The sequence below is a fragment of the Winogradskya humida genome (assembly GCF_016862215.1).
GTDB lineage: Bacteria > Actinomycetota > Actinomycetes > Mycobacteriales > Micromonosporaceae > Actinoplanes > Actinoplanes humidus.
The window spans coordinates 1-18,636 of record NZ_BOMN01000070.1; the positions used below are offsets into that span (position 1 = coordinate 1).

The following is an 18,636-nucleotide window of genomic DNA, read 5'->3' on the forward strand; positions in this document are numbered from 1 at the left end:
CTTGGCTTCACCCGACCCAGCCGCACCCAACCTGGCCGCACCCAACCTGGCCGCACTCAGCCCAGCCGCAACCGAGCCGGCCGCGCTCAGCCCAGCCGCAACCGAGCCGGCCGCGCTCAGCCCAGCCCTGCCCGAACCGGCCGTAGCTCCTGAAGCCGTGGTGGGGCGGGTGGCGGCGGGCGAACCCGGGCGGATCTCGTTGGTTACCTCGAGGATGACGCCGCTGGGGGCGTATTCGATGAGGAGGCGGACGGGGCCGATGCCGTGTTTGTGGGCGTTGGTGAGGGCTTCCTGGACGATGCGGTACGCGGCGAGGTCGACCAGGGCGGGCAGCTCGCGGGCCAGGCCTCGCTGCTGGGGGCGTACCGAGAAGTGGGCGCTTTCGAGGGCGGTCAGGAGCTCGGGGAGGCGGGCGAGGCCGGGGGCGGGCTCGGTGCTGGTGGCTTCGTCCTCGTTGCGGAGGACGCCGACCACGGACTGGATCTCTCTCAGGACGGTGTCGGAGGCTTCGCGGATGTGGGCGAGGGCGGGGCCGACCTGGTCGGGGCGGCGTTCGAGGATGTGGGCCGCGGCGCCGGCCTGGACGCTGATGACGGCGATGTGGTGGGCGACGACGTCGTGGAGCTCGCGGGCGATGCGGACGCGTTCGTCCATGACGCGGCGGCGGGCCTCGTCCTCGCGGGTCTGTTCGGCGTGGCGGGCGCGTTCCTCGACCTCGTGGATGTAGGCCTTGTGGGTGCGGACCGCGTCGCCGACCGCCGCGGCCATGAAGATCCAGGCGAAGACGGCGAGGCTCTCGAATCGCCACCAGTCGCCGGGGGCGACGATCAGGCCGGTGACGTAGATGAGGGCCGACCCCAGCAGGGCGCAGGCGAGGCCCTTGCGGCGGCTGGTGTGGGCGGCGATCGAGTAGGTGATGACGCCGAGCGCGGCGATCAGGCCGGGGTTGCTCACGCCGTGCAGGATCGCGCCGACGGTGGAGGCGACCGCGATGCCCAGCGCGACGCGGGGGCGGACCCGGCGCAGCAGCACGGCGACGAAGGCCACGAACGCGACGATGACGTCACCCATGGCCACGTGGTCGTCGGCGGCGGCCTTGCGCAGCACCGCCCACGAGAGCACGCCGGCGAACAGGATGTCGAGCAGGAGCGGCTTCTCGGCCGCGTGCTTGAACGCCTTGATCCGCTTGAGGTCCCAGGTATCCATCACCAAGCACCGTACGCGCGATCGGCCGGTGCCTCGTCATCCCGATGTAGTAAGCAGGCCCCCGGCCGGCTACCACGATCATGGTAGGGAGCTGACTGCGCTGGGAGGACGATTTCCGGGGCCGGGAACGGGACCGTTCTGGGGTGGCTACCTACCTGTACCGGCTCGGCAAGTTCAGCTTCCGTAAGCGGAAGCTGATCCTCGCGTTGTGGCTCGCGATGATCGCGGCCCTGGGCGTCGGCGCGTTCACCCTGAACGGCCCGACCGCCGAAAGCTTCTCCATCCCGGGCACCGAGGCCCAGGAGGCACAGGACCTGCTCGCGCAGCGGTTCCCGCAGGCCGGCGCGGGTGGCGCCCAGGCCAGGGTCGTCTTCGCGGCACCGGCGGGCGCGAAGCTCACCGACAAGGCGAACAAGTCGGCGATCGAGGACACCGTCGCCGAGCTGAAGAAGGGCGCGCAGGTCGCGAACGTCTCCGACCCGCTGCAGGCCACGATCAACCAGGCGGGCACGGTCGCGTACGCCACGGTGTCGTACAAAGTGCAGGCCATTGATCTGACCGGCACCGACCGGGACGCGCTGAAGGAGGCCATGACCACCGGCCGGGACGCGGGCCTGACCGTCGAGGCGGGCGGGGACGCGATCCAGGAACCGGGTGAGCAGGGTGCCGGGGAGGCGATCGGGTTCCTCGTCGCCGCGGTCGTGCTGGTGATCACGTTCGGCTCGCTGGTCGCGGCGGGGCTGCCGCTGCTCACCGCGATCCTCGGGGTGGCCGCCGCGATGGCCGGTATCCAGATCGCCACCGGGTTCGTCGGCCTCAGCAGCACCACGCCCACGCTCGCGCTGATGCTCGGGCTCGCCGTGGCCATCGACTACGCGCTGTTCATCGTCTCCCGCTACCGCCACGAGCTCACCGAGGGACGCACAGGCATAGAAGCAGCAGGACGTGCGACGGGTACGGCCGGTTCCGCGGTCACCTTCGCCGGCCTGACCGTCGTGATCGCGCTCGCCGCGCTGACCGTCGCGAACGTCCCGTTCCTCACCCAGATGGGCCTGGCCGCCGCCGGCGCGGTCGTCATCGCCGTCCTGATCGCGCTCACCCTGCTCCCGGCCATGCTCGGTTTCGCCGGCAAGCGCGTGAACTCCTCCCCCAAGCGCCGCGTCCGCACCAAGGAACCCGCAGGCCGCCGCTGGGCGAAGATCGTCACCCGCCGCCCCGTGCTCACCCTGGTCGGCGCCGTCGTCGGCCTCCTGATCATCGCGATCCCCGCCCTCGACCTGCGGCTCGGCCTGCCCGGCGACGGCACGGCCGCCGAGGAGACCACCCAGCGCAAGGCGTACGACCTGCTGAGCGCGGGCTTCGGCGCCGGCTTCAACGGTCCGCTGATCGTGGTCGTCGACGCCGCGGGCAGCACCGACCCGAAGGGCGCGGCGGACGCCACGGCTCAGACGATCAAGGGTCTCGCGGACGTCGTCGCGGTCAGCCCCGCCACCCTCAACCCGGCCGGCAACACCGCCATCATCCAGGTCATCCCGTCCAGTGCCCCGGACAGTCAGGAGACGACCGACCTGGTGCACGCGATCCGTGACCTGCCCGAGTCCGGCGGGGCCACCCTTGCGGTGACCGGCGCCACGGCGGTCAGCATCGACATCTCCGCGAAGATGGGTGCGGCGCTGCTGCCGTACCTGGCAACGATCGTGGTCCTGGCCTTCCTGCTCCTGACCCTGCTCTTCCGCTCGATCCTGGTGCCGCTCAAGGCGATCGGCGGCTTCCTGCTCAGCGTCGCCGCGACGTTCGGCGCGGTGGTCGCGGTCTTCCAGTGGGGCTGGGGCGCCGACCTGCTCGGCGTCTCCGAGACCGGCCCGATCGTCAGCCTGATCCCGGTCCTGCTGATCGGCATCGTCTTCGGCCTGGCCATGGACTACGAGGTGTTCCTGGTCAGCCGGATGCGCGAGGAACACGTGCACGGCGCCGCCCCGACCGACGCGGTGGTCAACGGTTTCAGCCACGGCGCCCGGGTCGTCACGGCCGCGGCGATCATCATGGTCAGCGTCTTCTCGGGCTTCATCCTCTCCCCCGAGTCCATCATCAAGTCCATCGGCTTCGCGCTGGCCGCCGCGATCCTGCTGGACGCGTTCGTGGTCCGGATGACCATCGTGCCGGCGGTGATGACGCTGCTCGGGCGGCGGGCGTGGGCGCTGCCCCGCTGGCTGGACCGCGTTCTGCCGGACGTGGACGTGGAGGGCGACAAGCTGCGTACCACCCCGGATGCGGAGGAACCGGACCGGGAACTCGTCGGCGCCGCCCGGTAGCCCCGGTCAGCCCGCAGGCCGGCCGTCCCAGGAATGGGGCGGCCGGTCTTTTCATTGATCTTCCTCGATCTTAGGATGCGTGAAAGTGCTGAGGTAAGCGCATTCCTGAGGAGAGCCGATGAGCATTGCACGATGGATCACGGCCGCGGCCACGGTAGCGGTCACGGCACTGGCGAGCAGCCCGGCGGCCGCGGCAGTCGGTCCCGCGGCGAGCGGTCCGGCTGCGAGCGGTCCGGCTGCGAGCGGTCCGAGACAGACGACCGGGCTCACCGCACCGGGAACGGTGACGCGGCCGGTGCTGTCGCGCGCGGAGGCCGCTCCGTTCGTACCAGCAAATTATTTAGGATTTTCCGGGCTTTATGCCGCTCCGGTGGCGGATCCGTGGCGGCCTGCGCCGATCAGGAAGGCGCCGCCTGACTTCGTGGTCGGGGGACACGGATTCGCGACGGTGCAGGAGGCGGTGAACGCGGCTTTCCGCAAGGGCGGGACCAAGCGGTTGTATCTCGCGATCCGGCCGGGGACATACACCGGGACCGTGTTCATTCCGGCGGGCACTCCCCCGCTGACCATTTACGGGATCGGCAACCCGCGCCTCGAATTCACCGTCGACGCGATCATCACACCGGCCGCCTGGGCGGAATTGGTGAACCCCGGCGGATCGCGGTACGCGCAGGGCGACCCGGCCTGGGACATGTTCCAGTCGTGTGCGACGAGGACCAGCACCAATGCGGGCCTCTGCGCGACCGTGGTCTGGGGGCAGAGCACGGACCTGCAGCTCAAGGGGCTGACGATCACCAACACCCTGCTGGACACCGTGGACCGTGGGACGCATCAGGCACTTGCGTTGCGTACGGACGCCGATCGCACCCAGCTGGAGGAAATGCACCTGATCAGCCGGCAGGACACCTTCATGGCGAACGCGAACGACGTCGAGCGGATCGCGCGCGTCTCCGTCCGGAACAGCTACATCGAGGGCGACACCGATTTCGTCTTCGGCCGCGCCGCCGCCGTTTTCGACCACACCCGATTCCACCTCGTCTCGACCCGCAAGCCCTCCGGCGGCGTCATCTTCGCCCCGAACACCGCACCCCTTTATCCGTACGGTTTCCTGGTCACCCATTCCCTCATGACAGCCGACGCGGGGTACGCAGCCGCGCCCACCGGTTTCCTCGGCCGCGCCTGGGACCAGGGAGCGAGCGCAACCGGTTACCTCCCCGGCGTCACCCCGAACGGCCAGCTCGTCATCCGCAACAGCGTGATCGGCGCAGGCTTCACCACGGCCACCCCCTGGGCACCGGCGGCGACCACCGCGCGCCCGTTCACGGCCCCGATCGAGCCGGGCCGCGACCTGAACGACGTCAACCACAACCGCCTCTGGGAGTACGCGACCCTGATGCAACCCGTTGCCGTCCCGGGTGCGACAAGTCAGGGAGACCTCAGGACGGACTGAGCGGGAGGAGCGGGATGCGGCCCGAATTGGAGCGGCAGTACGTCGAGTATGTGCAGGGGCGGCTGCCGCGGCTGCACCGGACGGCGTATCTGCTCTGCGCCGACGCGTTCCAGGCGGATGACATCGTGCAGGCGACGCTGACATCGCTCTACACGAATTGGAGGAAGGCGTCGGCGGCCGACAACCTCGACGGGTACGTGCACCGGATCATGGTGCGGCGGTTCCTGGACGAGAAGCGGCGCAAGTGGTCGCAGGTGCTGCTCGGGGACCGGTTGCCGGATGACGGCAGGGCCGCGGCGCCGGATGTCGAGCAGCGGGACGAGGTGCTGACGGCGCTGCGGGCGTTGCCCAAGCGGCAGCGGGCCGTCGTCGTCCTGCGGTATTTCCATGACCTGTCGGTCGACGCGACCGCCGAGGCGCTCGGCTGCACGGCGGGCACCGTCAAGAGTCAATGTTCGCGCGGCCTCGCCACGCTCCGGGAAGTTCTGCCGATGGCCACCGCGGAAGGAACACGATGACCGAGAACCAGTTGCACGAGCGGCTCGCAGCGGTGCCGGTGCCGCCGAGCCGGGTCGACGTGGCCGGGCTGCTGCTGGCCGGGCGGCGGCGTACGCGCAGGCGGCGGGCCCTGCAGGCGGCGGGCAGCATCGCCCTGGTCACCGGGGTGCTGATCGGCGTGCCCCTGCTGACCCCGAAGCCCGCCCCGAAAGCGGCCCCTGTCGCCGTCGTGCCCTCGCCGGCGCCGTCGCCGGTGACAACAGGGAAGTCGTCGTGCGTGATGACGAAGCTGGCCGTGCCGAAGGGGGTCAAGGACGTCATCGCCGAGGCCGTCGACCCGACCGGGAAGTACATCGCCGGCAACGGCACGGTCGGCCAGGACTTCCGGGGCGTGCTGTGGACCGGCGGGCGCGCGGAGGCGTTGCCGGTGGACGGCGACTCGGTGCAGGCCTCCGCGGTCAACGAGCACGGCGTGGTGGTCGGGCTGCTCACGGAGAACAACCGGGACTCCGTCTTCCGCTTCGAGAACCACAAGCTGACCATTTTGCGTACGCCGCCAGGGAGCTGGACGATCTACCCGGAGCCGGCGATCAACGCGGCCGGCGACATCGTCATCAACCTGGAGCCGCTCGGCAATTCGGGCGGTAAGGACAGCTTCGCGGTGATCTGGAAGGACGGCGCCACCACCGCGACGAGGCTGCCGCTGCCCGAGGGTGCGAACGTGCACGCCATCCTCGACGACGGCACGCTGATCGGCTCGATCTACGTGGACGGCAGCGCGGTGGCCGGCTACACGTGGGACCAGCAGGGCCGGGGCACCAAGCTCAAGGTGCCGGCCGGGCAGGTCGCCGCCGCGTACGCGGGCCGCGGCGACTGGGCGACGGGCGGTCTCTGGCCGGCGCAGGAGGTCGCGCTCTGGAACCTGCGCACCGGCGAGCTGACCAGGCCCGGCAAGGAGGGACCCGCCGACACCGTGAACAGCGAAGGCTGGGTGGTCGCCGGCGGCAGCGTCTGGCACGGCGAGGACGAGATCCGGCTCGCCACCCCGGCGGGGCAGGGCGGCACCGCGATGGCCGTCTCGGACAGCAGCCTGGTCGTCGGCAGCGCCGTCTCCCTGAAGGACGGCAAGGAACCGGTCGGACCGCGCTCCTGGCAGTGCTGACGACGTGAGGGCTGACCCCGTCGGGCAGACTTGCGGGGTGACTTCGGTGAGAGAGACGGCTGCGGCCGTCGTCGGTGGGCGGATCGGGTACGAGGACGGGCTCGATCTGCTCACCGTCTCCCCCGCCGGTGAGGTCGACCCGGTGCTGACCGGGATGCTGTTCGACGCCGTCGGCCGCCTCCTGCGCGCCGGATGGCAGCCCGCGGAGCTGCACAGGGTCACGGCCCGGCGCGGCAACCCGGCCTGCGGGCACCTGATCGTCGACGCCGTGGCCGCGTACCAGAAGGATTTCAAGGCCAGGACGATCGATCCGCGCTGGCGCGCCCAGGCCGAGGATCTCGGTGCCACGGTCTGGTGGGGTTCCGACGACGGCTACGTGACCCAGGTCGTCCAGCACCGGCGTGCCGACCGCGTCACGCTCATCGACGCCGTGCTGCAGGCGCTGAAGGTGCTGACCACGCTGCCGCCGATCGAGATCCTGATCCCGCCGCCGGGGCAGGTCGCCCGTCCGGCGCGGTCCCCGGGCTCCGAGGCCCTGCTCAGCCGGGTGCGGGCGCTGCTGGCCAAGGCCGAGTCGACCACGTTCCCTGCCGAGGCGGAGGCCTACAGCGCCAAGGCCCAGGAGCTGATCTCCCGGCACAGCCTGGACGAGGCGTTGCTGGAGGCGTCGGGTGACGCCCAGGTCGTTCCGTACGCCCGCCGCATCGGCATCGACCACCCGTACGAGAGCGAGAAGGCGTCCCTGCTCGACGCCGTCGCCGGTGCGAACAGATGTCACGTGGTGTGGTCGCCCGAGTTCGGGTTCGCCACCGTTTTCGGCTTCGACGCCGACCTGGACGCCGTCGACCTGCTGCACGCCTCGCTGCTGGTGCAGGCGCACCGGGCGATGTCGCGCGCCGAGCCGCCGGGCGGCAAGGCCGGCCGGGCCCGGCTCAAGACGTTCCGGCAGTCTTTCCTGATCGGGTACGCCGTCCGCATCGGTGAACGCCTCGCCGAAGCCGACCGGGCAGCGCTGGAGGAGAGCCGGGACGCCGCCGCGCTTCTGCCCGTGCTGCGCTCACGCGACGTGCAGGTTCAACAGGCTCGGGACAAGGCCTTTCCGCGTACGGTGCGGGGCCGGGGTTTCCGGGTGGACAGCGAGGAAGGCTGGGAGTCCGGGCGCATCGCGGCCGACGCGGCGACGCTGCGCTGAACTCCCAGCCCTTCGTGTTACCGGTGCTGGTGTGCCGCGCGGATCTTGGCCAGTGACGCCGGGGCCTTGACCGGGGTTTTGGCGGCTTTTGCGGCTTTTGCCCCGGCGGCGCTGTCCAGGGCGGGCTTGGCCGGCGTGTAGAGCCAGGTCTGGAACAGGTCGTCGAGCTGCAGCCCGGAGATCTGCTCCGACAGCGCGATGAACTGCGCGGTGGTCGCGTGGTCGTAGCGGTGCTGGGCGACCCACGTCCGGAGGATCGCGAAGAAGTCGTCGTCGCCGACGGCCTTGCGCAGCTGGTGCAGGGTCATCGCGCCGCGGTCGTACACCGCGCCGTCGAAGACGTTCGCCGGTCCCGGGTCACCCGGTTCGACGGTCCAGAAATCGTCGGACTCGGTGGCGTACAGATAATCGAAGATCTCGTCCGCCGTGCCCTCGCCCTCCTTCTCCGACCAGAGCCACTCGGCGTAACTCGCGAACCCCTCGTTGAGCCAGATCTCCTTCCACTGCGCCACCGAGACCGCGTCACCGAACCACTGGTGACCGTTCTCGTGCACCACGACGTACGGGTTGGCACCGCTGCGGAAGAACGCGGCCGAATAGTTCGGGCGCGACTGGTTCTCCAGCGCGAACCCGAGCGACCCCGGCGGCGCGACAACCCCGCCGCGCGCGGTGAACGGCCACGGCCCGAAGATCGTCGACTCCCAGTCGGTGATCTCGGCGGTCCGCTCCACGCTCGCCCGCGCCGCGGCCGCATAATCCTCGGGCAACAGCTGCGAGTACGCGTTGATCACGGGCGTCCCGTCCGCGGTCACGTCCCGGGTGATGTCGTACTGCCCGATCGCGATGAACGCCAGATAGGTGGCCTGCGGCTTCGCCGAGCGCCAGTACCAGCGGCTCCACCCGAGCAGCTCCCGGGACGGGTTGCGCGGCTGCACGCCGTTGCTGATCACCTCGACGCCGTCGGGCACCGCGACGGACACGTCGAACGTCGCCTTGTCACTCGGGTGATCGTTGCTCGGGAACCACCACCAGGCCTCCTCCGGCTCCCCGACCGCGAGGGCGCCGTCGGGCGTCCGGATCCACGCCGTGTATCCCGCGGCGACCTTGTTGGACGGCACCCCCGAATAGGTGACCACAACCGTCAGCGCCTGCCCCTTGGCAACCGCCCGCGCGGGCGTGACGACCAGCTCGTGATCGCCCTGCCGCTGGAAGGTCGCGGCACGGTTGTTCACCCGGATCGAGGACACGTCGAGAATGAAGTCGAGGTTGAAGGAGCTGAGATCCTGCTCGGCGCTCGCCAGGATCGTCGTCGTCCCGGTCAGCCGATCCTGATCCGGGTAGTACCGCAGCCGGATGTCGTAGTGGGACACGTCGTAGCCGCCGTTGCCATAATCGGGAAAATACTCATCCCCGAGGCCCGCCCCACCGGGCGCGGGCGCGGCAGCGGCGGGGGCGGCCGTCCCGGCGAGAGCCAGCACCGTGGCGGTAACCGCCACCAGTAGTCGTCGCACGGTCGAGCTTCCTTCCGTCGAAGAACCAGTCAGCCCGAACATATCGAAGACAATCGCTCCCCGGGCCCCCGCACCACCCGCGATCTCAACAAATTACGGTAAACGCATGGCCTCAATCACCGCCGAGACCGACATCGAAGCACCGCTCGCCACCGTCTGGGCCGGAGTGGACCGGGCCATCATCGAGATGAGGGCAGTCCTGGAAAGCTGACCGCTTCCGCGAACCGGCGCATCTCCTCCCCCGGTTCCAGCCCGAACTCCACCCGCGCCGACCACCCTGTGTCGCCCCGGGGGTCCGCAGCTCGCAACGTCACGCCCAACGTCACCAGGGCGCGACCGTCGTGGCGGGCGTCCAGAGCCGCCGCGCCGTCCAGCGCCCGCCACCGGCGAACCCCGTGCCAGCCCTGCCAGTCGGCCGCGAGCTGCTCCACAAAGGCGGGCAGCAGCATCGCGATGTCGCCGCTCACCCCGTCGACCTGGGCCACTGTCGTGGCGGTCAGGCCCTCGTCGTGCAGCTCCATGGCAGCGGAGAAGATGTAGTCGTCTCCGTAGGAGTCGTGTGGCGGATGAACGACCCACCGCATGGCATCCGGCCTGCCCAGAACAAACCACTCACTCATGATCGGGCATTATCCCGCCGGGGTTGGCGGGCTCCGTTTCTGGCGCTGAGCCCCTACGATCGCGGGGTGACTGACGTGGCGGCGGCGGAGACCGGGACTGCAGCGGAGGTGGCCGCGCCGACCGCTGCCGGGGTGCGGGGCGTGCCGGAGGTTGTCCGGCGGCGGTTGGCGTCGTTGGAGAACTGGCTGGATCCGTATTCGTGGGTGGTTACCGCTGTGGTGGTGGCGATCGCGGCGGTGTTGCGGTTGAACGGGATCACCGGGGCGAAGGGGTATGTCTTCGACGAGGTGTATTACCCGACCGATGCGTGGGACATGCTGACGCACGGGGTGGAGTGGGATCCGGAGAAGACGAACGGGCCGGCGTACGTGGTGCATCCGCCTTTGGGGAAATGGCTGATCGCGCTCGGTGAGAAAGCGTTCGGGAACAATGAGCTGGGGTGGCGTTTTCCGGCGGCTGTCGCCGGGACGCTGATGATTCTCATTTTGATCCGGGTCGCCTACCGGATGTTCCACTCGATCGTGCTGGCCGGGACGGCCGGGCTGCTGATGACGCTGGACGGCTTTCAGCTGGTGCTGTCGCGCACGTCGCTGCTGGACATTTTCCTGGGCCTTTTCGTGCTGGCCTCGTTCGCCGCGATCGTGCTCGACCGCGACCATTATCGGCGCCGGTTACTGCACGCGCTGGAGGATTCCTACGACAGTGACAGCATGCCGGGAATGCCGCGGATCGTGCCGTGGTGGCTGCTCGTCGCGGGGGTGCTGCTCGGGCTGGCCTGCGGCGTGAAGTGGAGTGCTCTGTTCTTCCTGCCGTTCTTCGGTGCCCTGGTCGTGGTGTGGCGCGTGCAGGCGCGGCGCTCGGCGGGCATCGAGGGGTCGTGGCTCGCCGGGCTGGTCCGCGACCTGAGCTGGGGCGTGCTCAGCGTCGTGCTGACCCTCGTGACCTACCTGGCCACGTGGACCGGCTGGTTCGTCACGGACGACGGGTGGTTCCGGCACTTCCGGGAGGCGAACGGGCTCAGCGAACCGCCCGTGCTCGGCGCGCTGCTCAACCTGTGGCACTACCACCAGGAGGCGTACGGGTTCCACAGCGGCCTGACGTCGCACCACCCGTACCAATCGTGGCCGTGGCAGTGGCTGTTGCTGGGGCGTCCGGTCAACTTCTTCTTCCCGCTCAACGTGACGGGCTGCGGCGAAGCCAGATGCGCCCGGGAGATCCTGCTGCTCGGCACGCCGATCCTGTGGTGGTCGTTCCTGCCGGCGCTGGCCGCGCTGATCTGGTTCGGCATCGCCCGCCGCGACTGGCGCGCCTACGCCATCCTCACCGGCGCGGCGGCCGGCCTGCTCCCGTGGTTCTACTACGCGATCAAGGACGGCCGGACGATGTTCTCGTTCTACGCCCTGCCCGCCCTGCCGTTCCTGATCCTCGCCGTGGTCTACGCCCTGGGCGCCATCATGACCCCGCCCGAGGGGATGGCCACCGGCTCCGGCCGCACCGACCGGCAGCTGATCGGCGTCGTGGTCGCGGGCGTCTACGTCACCCTGGTCGCCCTCTGCTTCGCCTACTTCTACCCGCTCTTCGTCGGCCAGATCATCCCGTACGACAGCTGGCTCTCCCGATTGTGGCTGGGCAACCGCTGGTTCTGAGCGTCAGCCCTGGTAGCCGAGGGCGGGTGAGCCTGTGCTGATGCGGACCGGGTAGCCCCATCGGGTGAGGGCCTGGACCACCTTGGCCGCGCCGGGAGGGTTGGCGGAGTGGACGAAGACGGCGCCCACGTCGAGCGGCGTCCCCTCGAAGGCGGCCCTTTCCAGGACCTCGACCACCGGCCAGATCGTGTCGTCGCCGCCGAGGTCGTGGTCGAGCCAGAGCTCGTCGATCCGCGACCCGCGCAGCGCCGTGAGCAGCGTGACCCCTTCGGCGCTGGTGCGGGCGACCGTGGCGGGGCGACCGTCGGTGAAGTCCCGGAGGTCGTCCACGAGCACGGTTGTCACGGCACCAGGATAGGGCTGTGGGGTGTCACCCGGGCGGGGAGTTCCCCGGGTCGGGCGGGACGGGTTGGATAGAGCGTTGAGGGGGACCGGCCGGCGGGGGGCGGATGTCGACGAACGCGCCGATCGGACGGCTGACGAACTACGATCCGCGGCGGGCCGGGCGGTACCGGCTGGTCGGGCGGCTGGGCCGGGGTGGGCAGGGCACCGTCTATCTGGGTGAGGACGAGGACGGCGGGTTCGCTGCCGTGAAGGTTCTCAATGTCGACGTGCGGCTGGACGCGCGTGCGCGGGAACGGTTTCTGCGGGAGATCGCGGCGGCGCGGCAGGTGGCGTCGTTCTGCACGGCGCAGATTCTCGATGTCGACGTGGACGGCGATCCGCCCTACGTGGCGAGTGAGTTCATCGAGGGGCGCAATCTCGGTGACGAGGTCACGCTGCACGGGCCGCTGCACGGGAGCCGGTTGGAGCGGATGGCCATCAGTACGATCACCGCGCTGGCCGCGATCCACCAGGCCGGGGTGGTGCACTGCGATTTCAAGCCGGGCAACGTGGTCTGCGGCCCGGACGGCGCGCGGGTGATCGATTTCGGGATCGCGCGGGCGGCCGGGGACGCGGGGCATTCGACGGTGGTGGGGTCGCCGTCGTACATGTCGCCGGAGCGGTACGCCAATGCCGGTGTGGGCCCGCCCGCCGACGTCTTCGCGTGGGCCGCGACGGTCGCGTTCGCCGCGAGCGGGGAGCCCCCGTTCGGCACCGGCTCCATGCCCGCGATCATGAACAGGGTGCTGAACGAGCCGCCGCGGTTGCCGGGGCTCGGTTCCGCGATGGACGAGCTGCTCCGCGACTGCCTGCGCAAAGATCCGGGGGCCCGCCCGCAGGCCCGCGAGGCGTTGCTGCGACTGGTCGAGGGCCGCGGGCCGGTGCAGGACGCCCGGCTGGCCGAGTCCGTACAGCTGGTCACGCAGGTCGTCCCCCGCGAGCACCCGCGACCCCACCGCGATGTGGCGGGCATCGTGCTCGCCGTTGTCATGGGCGCGGCCGGCGCTCTCGCCGGCTACCAGGTCACGCACGAGGTCCCGCCCGCGGCGATCCTCGGTGGCGCCGCGCTCGCCGCCACCTATCTCGTCCGGACGATGTTCGCCGGCAGAGAGTCCGCCCGTGTCCCGTAACTGGAAGTCGTATCTGAGCGCGCTGCTCACCGGTGTCCTGGTGATCGGCGGTGGTACCACGTATCTGCGGTGGGGGCGTGCTCACTGCGTACCCGTGGCGGTCACGTCCTCGACCGAGAAGGCCGGCCTGATCACGCAGCTCGCCGCCCGCTTCGAGAAGGTTTCCCGGTCCGGGGGTTGTGTGTCGGTCACGGTCGACGGCGTCAACTCCGGACAGGCGGCGACGGCTCTCGCGCAGGGCTGGACCGGCGAGGCCGCGGCCGGGCATCCGCGCCGGCCCGACGTCTGGCTGCCCAGCTCGTCGATGTGGGTGACCAAGCTACGGGCCATTCCCGCGTACGCCGGGCTGCCGGCCGCTCCGCAGTCGGTGGCCCACAGCCCGCTGGTGATCGTCATGCGCCGGGAGATGGCCACGGCGCTCGGCTGGCCCGGACGCCCGCTCACCTGGAGTGACGTGCTGAGCCTGGACAAGGACGCCTGGTCCCGGCGGGGCCACGACGAGTGGGGCCGGTTCACGTACGCGAAGGACGACCCGACGCAGTCCACCTCCGGACTCGCCGCGACCGTCGCCACGTTCTACGCCGCAGCGGGCAAGACCACCGGTGGTTTCACCGAGGCGGACACGCGCTCGCCCGAAGTCCAGCACGCGGTACGCAGGGTCGAGGCCAACGTCGTCGCCCACCCGCCGGACATCGTGGACTACATCGGGCAGCTCCAGGGCTCGCCCGCCGACATCAGCGCCGTCGTGCTGCAGGAGCAGGTGGCCTACCTGCACAACACGAGCGTCACGGCGCCCGGGCGGCGGTTCGTCGCGATCCACCCGAGCGACGGCACGCTGGTGATGGATCATCCGTTCGTGACCATGCCCGGGACGAGCGGGCCGGTGCGGGACGCCGCCGCAGACTTCCTCGCGTACCTGCGGGAGCAGCACGCCGCCTTCGCCGCCGCGGGTTTCCGCGACACGGTCGACCAGGCGCCGGCCCCGGTCGCGGACTCGCTCGGTTTCGCCGCCGACCAGCGGTCGAGCACCATGCCGTTGCCGTCCGCGGCGGTGATGGACGCCGTCCTCGCGCAGTGGAAGACACTGAGCAAACGGGCGAACATCCTGCTCGTGGTCGACAAGTCCGGGTCGATGGCGGCGGCCAGCGGGATCCCGGGCGGCGGCACCCGGATGGACGCCGCGAAGCAGGCCCTGCGCGACAACCTGCGCCTGCTGAACCCGGACGACCAGGTGGGGCTCTGGTCGTTCGCGTCCGACCCGGCCGGCCTGCACCCGCAGCTGCGCATGCCGGCGCCGCTGGGCCCGACCACCGACCTGGACGCGGTGATCGGGTCGGACGCGCTGAACCCCGCGAGATATCCGTACAACGACACGGCGTTGTGCGTGACGATCCGGGACGCGCAACGGGCCGTGCTCGACCGGCTGCCACCGGAGGACCCCGCCAACCTGACGGTCAACGCGGTGGTGGTGCTGACCGACGGGCGTGACGACTACGACACCGGGCAGTGCCGCATGTCGCGCTCGGACCGGGGCAGGGGCGCGTACCTGGGTGACACCCTGCGCAAGGCCGATCCGGACCAGCGGGTCCAGGTCTTCGGCATCGCTTTCGGCGAGGCCGACCAGGCCGCCCTCAAGACGATCGCCAACGGTACGGGCGGAGTCTCCCTCGACGCCACCCGGCACCCCGAGAAGATCCGCACCGCCTTCGCCGACATCTTCACCACCCTGTCGACGCCTTCCTAACCAAGAATTGTGTACAGCGCGGTGATCCGTCCGTCCTCCACGATGGACACATCCGTGCCGCTCGCGACCGGCGGCTGACCCTCGGGGCCGAAGTTCCAGGCGAGCAACGCGAGGTTGCCGGCGACGCGCACTTCGCCGGCGGCGCTGAACACGAACCCGGGGGCGCTGTCGAGCAGCCGCTGCGCCTTCTCGTTGAGCGCCGCCCGGCCGACGACGGCCTCCTCGGGGTCGGTGAAGGTCACGTTCTCCGCGAACACCTCGTTGATCGCGGCGGCCCGCGCTTCGGGGTCACGCTCGCCGAAGACGTCGAGCAGGTTGCGGCGGGCGAGTTCGGTGAGGTCCATCGGGGCATCCTTCGAAGTAGTTGCGCTGGCAAGCAGATGGTACTTGCTCTGGCAAGGACTGTGCGAGGATGCCGGCATGGGTGTCCCTCCGGCTCCACCGCCGTCCGCTACGCCGTCCGCTACGCCTTCCGCTCCGCTTTCGGCCGGAGAAGAGCGGCTCTGGCGCGCCGTCATGCGACTGCTCTTCGTGCTGCCCCGGGCCCTTGACCAGGACCTGCAGGACCGGACCGGCCTGAACAGCTCGCGCTACGGGGTGCTGTTCAATCTCTCCGAGGCCCCGGAGCGGACCCTGCGGATGAACGAGCTCGCCGGGCTGACCGCCCTGTCCGCGAGCCGGATGACCCGGGTCGTCGACTCGCTGGAGGCCGCGGGATACGTACGCCGCTCCCCCGCCGAGCAGGACGGCCGCGGCTTCCTGGTCACCCTGACCCCCGACGGTCTTCAGCGTCTGCAAGAAGCCTGGCCGGAACACCTGCGAAGCGCCCGCGACCGCGTCATGTCCCACGTGTCAGGGAGCGCGATCGACGTCGCCGCCCTGACCGAGCTCATGGAACAGATCGTGCAGCACTCCGAGCGGCCGTCAGCCACCAAGTGATGCCACCGCAATCGCGGTGACCGTGACGAGGGCCGCCTGATTGCTTTTCAGGGTCGTGCCATGGGCGGTGCTGACGACCATCATCATGGCGCCGTGAGTGACGAAGGAATGGCAGTTGATGAAGGGATCCGCATCCCTCTTGTCAATCTCCCGGCAATATCCGAACGCACCGCCCGCGAGCGCGACCGTCCCCTTCACCGTGGATTTCGTGTCGAGGTCATCCGTCCAGGACTTGCAGGTTTCGTACGCCTTTCGCACCGCCTCAACCGGTGTCGGCGCGCTGCCGTTCCAGACGTGCACCACCTCGTTGACCCACCACCCGTTGCCCTTCCAGGTCCGGGAATCGTCGTAATGCACACTCCGGAAGTCCTCCGGGTTCATGATTTCGCTACGACAGACGTCCGAGACGACGTACTGCGCGTCGTCGTCCTCCCCGTCGGGCTTCTTGATGCCCAGCGACGCGAGACCGCCGGCGGGGATCAGCGCGTCCTTCACCGACCTCTTCAGCCCCGCGCGGTCCAGGGCCGGCGTCGTCACGACCGGCGGAGACTCGACTGTGGCCGGTGGCGTCGCGGCATCGCAGCCCGCCAGCAGAGTCAGCAGAACGGCGGCGGCTGTGCGCTTCATGCGTACCTCAGTCGGTCTCCAGGCAGAGGCAGAAAGGGTGACCTGCCGGGTCGAAGAGTACGCGGACGTTCTCCTGCGGCTGGTCCGGGGCGACGACCGCACCCAGCGCCACCGCCTCGGCGACCGCGTCGGCCAGATCGCCGACCTGGAAGTCCAGATGGGTCATCGGGCGTTGCGCTCCGGGCTCCGGTGGCCAGACCGGGGGCTGGTAGCCGTCAGCCTGCTGGAAGACCAGGAAGCTGCCGCCGGGCGTGCCGACGACCGCCGTTCCCGGTTCCTCGTGGACGAGCGGCCATTCGAGCAGGTCCGAGTAGAAGCGGGCCAGTGCGGGCGGGTCCGGGGCTTCGACGGCGGCGCCCCACCACATGCCGGGCTTTCGGGATCGCATAAACGGCAGCATGGTGGGGCTCGGCGGGGCTGTCCAGGAGAACACGCCGTGATAACTTCTTCGGTACGCCGTCGAGCTGGGAGGAGGTCAGAACAATGTCCGATGTTCTGCGCCCCGCCCGCGTTCCGGCGTCCTCGCGGGCCTGATCCTTCACGGCGCACGCGCTTTCCCGGAGGAACCATGACTTCTGTGGTCATCCGCCCGCTTGTCACGGGCGAGGAAAACCTGTTCGAATCCATGCCCGCCCCACTTCCCCAGATCCGCAAGATGTCGTACGCGGCCGGCCTCGAAATGGGCGGCTTCCGCCCGTCGCACACCTGGGTCGCCATCCGTGACGGTGTCGTGCTGGCCCGCGCCGCCTGGGTTCAGCCTCCGGGCGCCGTCGGCGAGCCCTGGCTGGAACGCTTCGACCTCGCCGCCGAGCCTGCGCTGGGCGCCGATCTGTTGCACGCCGCTCACGAGGCGCTCGGCGGGCCGAAGATTTACTACGCGGCGCTGCCCCCGTACTGGCGACGGGTCCCGGAGGCCCGCGCCGTGGTCGAGCCACCGATGGAGGCGGCCCGGCTGGCCGGGCTTGTCGAGGGTGGCGAACGGCATCGCTGCACCTGGGCGGGCACTCCCCTGCCGGAGCCCTCGGGGCGCTACACGTTCCGCCCGGCCGCCGGCGCCGACGAGATCAACGACCTGGTCGGCAAGGTCGCGGAGCCGACGCTGCTGACCGGCTCGGAGACGGCGCTCGCGGTCGCCGGGATCCCGCTGGCCACCGATCCGCTGCCCTGGATGGGCAACGGACCTTCGGGCTGGCGGATCGTTCTGCGTCATGGCGAACCGGCCGGGCTGGCCGGCACCAGCGGCGACGCATGCTTTCCGCAGATCACCTATCTCGGGCTGTTCGACGAGGGTGCGCTCGGGGACACGCTGATCGACTCGGTCCACGCGCTGATCCCGGGTGGGGCCCGCGAGGTCGTCGCCGATGTGGACAGCCACCGGGTGGCCGCGACCGCGGAGCTCGAACGCACCGGCTTCCGGCGGCTGCGCGCCCGGATCGCCTTCACCCCGGCCTCAGCCGGCTGACCCGACTGGCCGCCCACTCCGGACCGCCTGCCTCGGCCGCCTCTCTCGGCCGCCGGGGCGGGCCGCCGGGGCGGGCCGCCGGGGCGGGCCGCCCGCTTCGGCTAGCCGGCCGGGCGAGCTGCGGCGATTGCGGAGTTGACCATCTTCAGGACCTCGTCCGCGTCGGGCGGGGTCCCGTCGCGGCCGGCGAAGAGGAGATGGCCGCTGCCGATCAGGGTGAGCGCGACCATCTCGACGTCGGCGCCGGGTGCGATCCTGCCGAGGTCGCGCTCGGCGCCGAGATAGCCGGCCAGCATCGCGGTCGCCTCGGCCAGCAGCGTGATGCCCTTCGGGTAGCTCACCGGCGGGACCCCGGCCCGGGGCTGCCGCGCGGCCCGCCACAGCCGGGCCCGCAGCTCGTCCCGGGCGATGATCAACGCGACGAGGGCCACCGCCACCGAGGTGAACAGCTCGGTCAGCACGTCGGCGAGGTTGCCGGCGACCGTGCCCGTCCCGGCGGCCGCGCGCAGGGTCACGTCGCGTGCCTGGACGCGGGTGGTGCGGTCCAGCACGAGCTCGACCAGGAACTCGTCGAAGTCGGCGAAGTGCTTGTGCAGCACGCCCTTGGCGCAGCCCGCCTCGGCGGTGACGGCCCGGCTGGTGAGGGCGCCCACCCCGGCACGGACGAGCACGCGTTCGGCGGCGTCGAAGAGCTGCGTGCGTACGTCACGCATGGCTACTCCGGTCGGCACCCCACGAGCCTATCGCTTGCC

The 18,636-nt window shown here is 70.5% G+C and carries 18 protein-coding genes; 10 read left to right on the forward strand and 8 right to left on the reverse strand.

Translation table 11 applies throughout. The features are described 5' to 3' along the window. A partial coding sequence (locus Ahu01nite_RS26505) for a sensor histidine kinase (RefSeq protein WP_203839344.1) occupies positions 1-1,206 on the reverse strand: 1,206 nt, incomplete at its 3' end. Between the two features lie 143 nt (positions 1,207-1,349). Between Ahu01nite_RS26505 and Ahu01nite_RS26510 the strand changes: the two genes are divergently transcribed. The 5 genes from Ahu01nite_RS26510 (at position 1,350) to Ahu01nite_RS26530 (ending at position 7,820) form a co-directional block, all read left to right on the forward strand. Continuing rightward, entirely contained in the window at positions 1,350-3,518 is a 2,169-nt protein-coding gene (locus Ahu01nite_RS26510; RefSeq protein ID WP_203839345.1) for an MMPL family transporter, read from the forward strand. Positions 3,519-3,636: 118 nt separating this feature from the next. Beyond that, positions 3,637-4,968: a pectinesterase family protein gene (locus Ahu01nite_RS26515; protein WP_203839346.1), complete on the forward strand. Its 1,332-nt coding sequence runs from the start codon at positions 3,637-3,639 to the stop codon at positions 4,966-4,968. Between the two features lie 14 nt (positions 4,969-4,982). Then, positions 4,983-5,486 (forward strand): SigE family RNA polymerase sigma factor, encoded by a 504-nt coding sequence (locus Ahu01nite_RS26520; RefSeq protein WP_203839347.1) that lies wholly within the window; start codon positions 4,983-4,985, stop codon positions 5,484-5,486. Continuing rightward, a complete protein-coding gene (locus tag Ahu01nite_RS26525; RefSeq protein ID WP_203839348.1) occupies positions 5,483-6,628 on the forward strand; it encodes a hypothetical protein in 1,146 nt (381 codons plus the stop codon). Before Ahu01nite_RS26520 ends, Ahu01nite_RS26525 begins: the two co-directional genes overlap by 4 nt. 46 nt (positions 6,629-6,674) lie before the next feature. After that, the gene (locus Ahu01nite_RS26530) at positions 6,675-7,820 is read left to right on the forward strand and encodes a DUF2786 domain-containing protein (protein ID WP_239159153.1); all 1,146 of its coding nucleotides are present in this window, start codon (positions 6,675-6,677) and stop codon (positions 7,818-7,820) included. Between the two features lie 17 nt (positions 7,821-7,837). Here the strand turns inward: Ahu01nite_RS26530 and Ahu01nite_RS26535 are convergent, their stop codons facing one another. Next, complete coding sequence (locus tag Ahu01nite_RS26535; RefSeq protein WP_203839350.1) at positions 7,838-9,373, reverse strand: M1 family metallopeptidase; 1,536 nt, start codon at positions 9,371-9,373, stop codon at positions 7,838-7,840. A gap of 137 nt (positions 9,374-9,510) precedes the next feature. After that, complete coding sequence (locus tag Ahu01nite_RS26540) at positions 9,511-9,951, reverse strand: DUF6228 family protein (protein ID WP_203839397.1); 441 nt, start codon at positions 9,949-9,951, stop codon at positions 9,511-9,513. A 66-nt stretch (positions 9,952-10,017) separates the two neighbouring features. On the opposite strand from Ahu01nite_RS26540, the gene Ahu01nite_RS26545 reads away from it, so the two are divergent. Continuing rightward, positions 10,018-11,598, forward strand: a complete 1,581-nt coding sequence (locus tag Ahu01nite_RS26545; RefSeq protein ID WP_438874832.1) for a dolichyl-phosphate-mannose--protein mannosyltransferase — start codon at positions 10,018-10,020, stop codon at positions 11,596-11,598. Between the two features lie 3 nt (positions 11,599-11,601). On the opposite strand, the gene Ahu01nite_RS26550 is transcribed toward Ahu01nite_RS26545, so the two are convergent. After that, complete coding sequence (locus Ahu01nite_RS26550) at positions 11,602-11,943, reverse strand: cyclic-phosphate processing receiver domain-containing protein (RefSeq protein ID WP_203839352.1); 342 nt, start codon at positions 11,941-11,943, stop codon at positions 11,602-11,604. 104 nt (positions 11,944-12,047) lie between these two features. Here Ahu01nite_RS26550 and Ahu01nite_RS26555 point away from each other — a divergent pair, with 104 nt between their 5' ends. Together Ahu01nite_RS26555 and Ahu01nite_RS26560 are read left to right on the forward strand one after the other, a co-directional pair. Next, positions 12,048-13,112: a serine/threonine-protein kinase gene (locus tag Ahu01nite_RS26555; RefSeq protein ID WP_203839353.1), complete on the forward strand. Its 1,065-nt coding sequence runs from the start codon at positions 12,048-12,050 to the stop codon at positions 13,110-13,112. After that, positions 13,102-14,856, forward strand: a complete 1,755-nt coding sequence (locus Ahu01nite_RS26560; RefSeq protein ID WP_203839354.1) for a substrate-binding and vWA domain-containing protein — start codon at positions 13,102-13,104, stop codon at positions 14,854-14,856. The genes Ahu01nite_RS26555 and Ahu01nite_RS26560 overlap by 11 nt, the downstream gene beginning before the upstream one ends. Here Ahu01nite_RS26560 and Ahu01nite_RS26565 read toward each other — a convergent pair. Beyond that, the gene (locus Ahu01nite_RS26565; protein ID WP_203839355.1) at positions 14,853-15,200 is read right to left on the reverse strand and encodes a nuclear transport factor 2 family protein; all 348 of its coding nucleotides are present in this window, start codon (positions 15,198-15,200) and stop codon (positions 14,853-14,855) included. The genes Ahu01nite_RS26560 and Ahu01nite_RS26565 overlap by 4 nt on opposite strands. A gap of 76 nt (positions 15,201-15,276) precedes the next feature. Between Ahu01nite_RS26565 and Ahu01nite_RS26570 the strand changes: the two genes are divergently transcribed. Beyond that, positions 15,277-15,795 carry a MarR family winged helix-turn-helix transcriptional regulator gene (locus Ahu01nite_RS26570; protein ID WP_203839356.1) on the forward strand — a complete coding sequence of 173 codons (519 nt, stop codon included), beginning with the start codon at positions 15,277-15,279 and terminating at the stop codon, positions 15,793-15,795. Here Ahu01nite_RS26570 and Ahu01nite_RS26575 read toward each other — a convergent pair. Both Ahu01nite_RS26575 and Ahu01nite_RS26580 read right to left on the reverse strand, forming a co-directional pair. Next, a complete protein-coding gene (locus Ahu01nite_RS26575; protein ID WP_203839357.1) occupies positions 15,781-16,422 on the reverse strand; it encodes a hypothetical protein in 642 nt (213 codons plus the stop codon). The genes Ahu01nite_RS26570 and Ahu01nite_RS26575 overlap by 15 nt on opposite strands. Positions 16,423-16,429: 7 nt before the next feature. Next, positions 16,430-16,810: a VOC family protein gene (locus Ahu01nite_RS26580; protein WP_239159155.1), complete on the reverse strand. Its 381-nt coding sequence runs from the start codon at positions 16,808-16,810 to the stop codon at positions 16,430-16,432. Positions 16,811-16,990: 180 nt separating this feature from the next. Here Ahu01nite_RS26580 and Ahu01nite_RS26585 point away from each other — a divergent pair, with 180 nt between their 5' ends. After that, positions 16,991-17,884 (forward strand): acetyltransferase, encoded by an 894-nt coding sequence (locus Ahu01nite_RS26585; protein ID WP_203839358.1) that lies wholly within the window; start codon positions 16,991-16,993, stop codon positions 17,882-17,884. A 101-nt stretch (positions 17,885-17,985) separates the two neighbouring features. On the opposite strand, the gene Ahu01nite_RS26590 is transcribed toward Ahu01nite_RS26585, so the two are convergent. After that, the gene (locus Ahu01nite_RS26590; RefSeq protein WP_239159156.1) at positions 17,986-18,597 is read right to left on the reverse strand and encodes a TetR family transcriptional regulator; all 612 of its coding nucleotides are present in this window, start codon (positions 18,595-18,597) and stop codon (positions 17,986-17,988) included. Positions 18,598-18,636 lie beyond the last annotated feature (39 nt).

Bases quoted from the DNA above. Each gene is read 5' to 3' on its own strand.
- Ahu01nite_RS26515 (WP_203839346.1), top strand. From the start codon at position 3,637: ATGAGCATTGCACGATGGATCACGGCCGCGGCCACGGTAGCGGTCACG.
- Ahu01nite_RS26520 (WP_203839347.1), top strand. From the start codon at position 4,983: ATGCGGCCCGAATTGGAGCGGCAGTACGTCGAGTATGTGCAGGGGCGG.
- Ahu01nite_RS26525 (WP_203839348.1), top strand. From the start codon at position 5,483: ATGACCGAGAACCAGTTGCACGAGCGGCTCGCAGCGGTGCCGGTGCCG.
- Ahu01nite_RS26535 (WP_203839350.1), bottom strand. From the start codon at position 9,373: ATGTTCGGGCTGACTGGTTCTTCGACGGAAGGAAGCTCGACCGTGCGA.
- Ahu01nite_RS26540 (WP_203839397.1), bottom strand. From the start codon at position 9,951: ATGAGTGAGTGGTTTGTTCTGGGCAGGCCGGATGCCATGCGGTGGGTC.
- Ahu01nite_RS26555 (WP_203839353.1), top strand. From the start codon at position 12,048: ATGTCGACGAACGCGCCGATCGGACGGCTGACGAACTACGATCCGCGG.
- Ahu01nite_RS26565 (WP_203839355.1), bottom strand. From the start codon at position 15,200: ATGGACCTCACCGAACTCGCCCGCCGCAACCTGCTCGACGTCTTCGGC.
- Ahu01nite_RS26570 (WP_203839356.1), top strand. From the start codon at position 15,277: ATGGGTGTCCCTCCGGCTCCACCGCCGTCCGCTACGCCGTCCGCTACG.
- Ahu01nite_RS26575 (WP_203839357.1), bottom strand. From the start codon at position 16,422: ATGAAGCGCACAGCCGCCGCCGTTCTGCTGACTCTGCTGGCGGGCTGC.
- Ahu01nite_RS26580 (WP_239159155.1), bottom strand. From the start codon at position 16,810: ATGCGATCCCGAAAGCCCGGCATGTGGTGGGGCGCCGCCGTCGAAGCC.
- Ahu01nite_RS26585 (WP_203839358.1), top strand. From the start codon at position 16,991: ATGACTTCTGTGGTCATCCGCCCGCTTGTCACGGGCGAGGAAAACCTG.
- Ahu01nite_RS26590 (WP_239159156.1), bottom strand. From the start codon at position 18,597: ATGCGTGACGTACGCACGCAGCTCTTCGACGCCGCCGAACGCGTGCTC.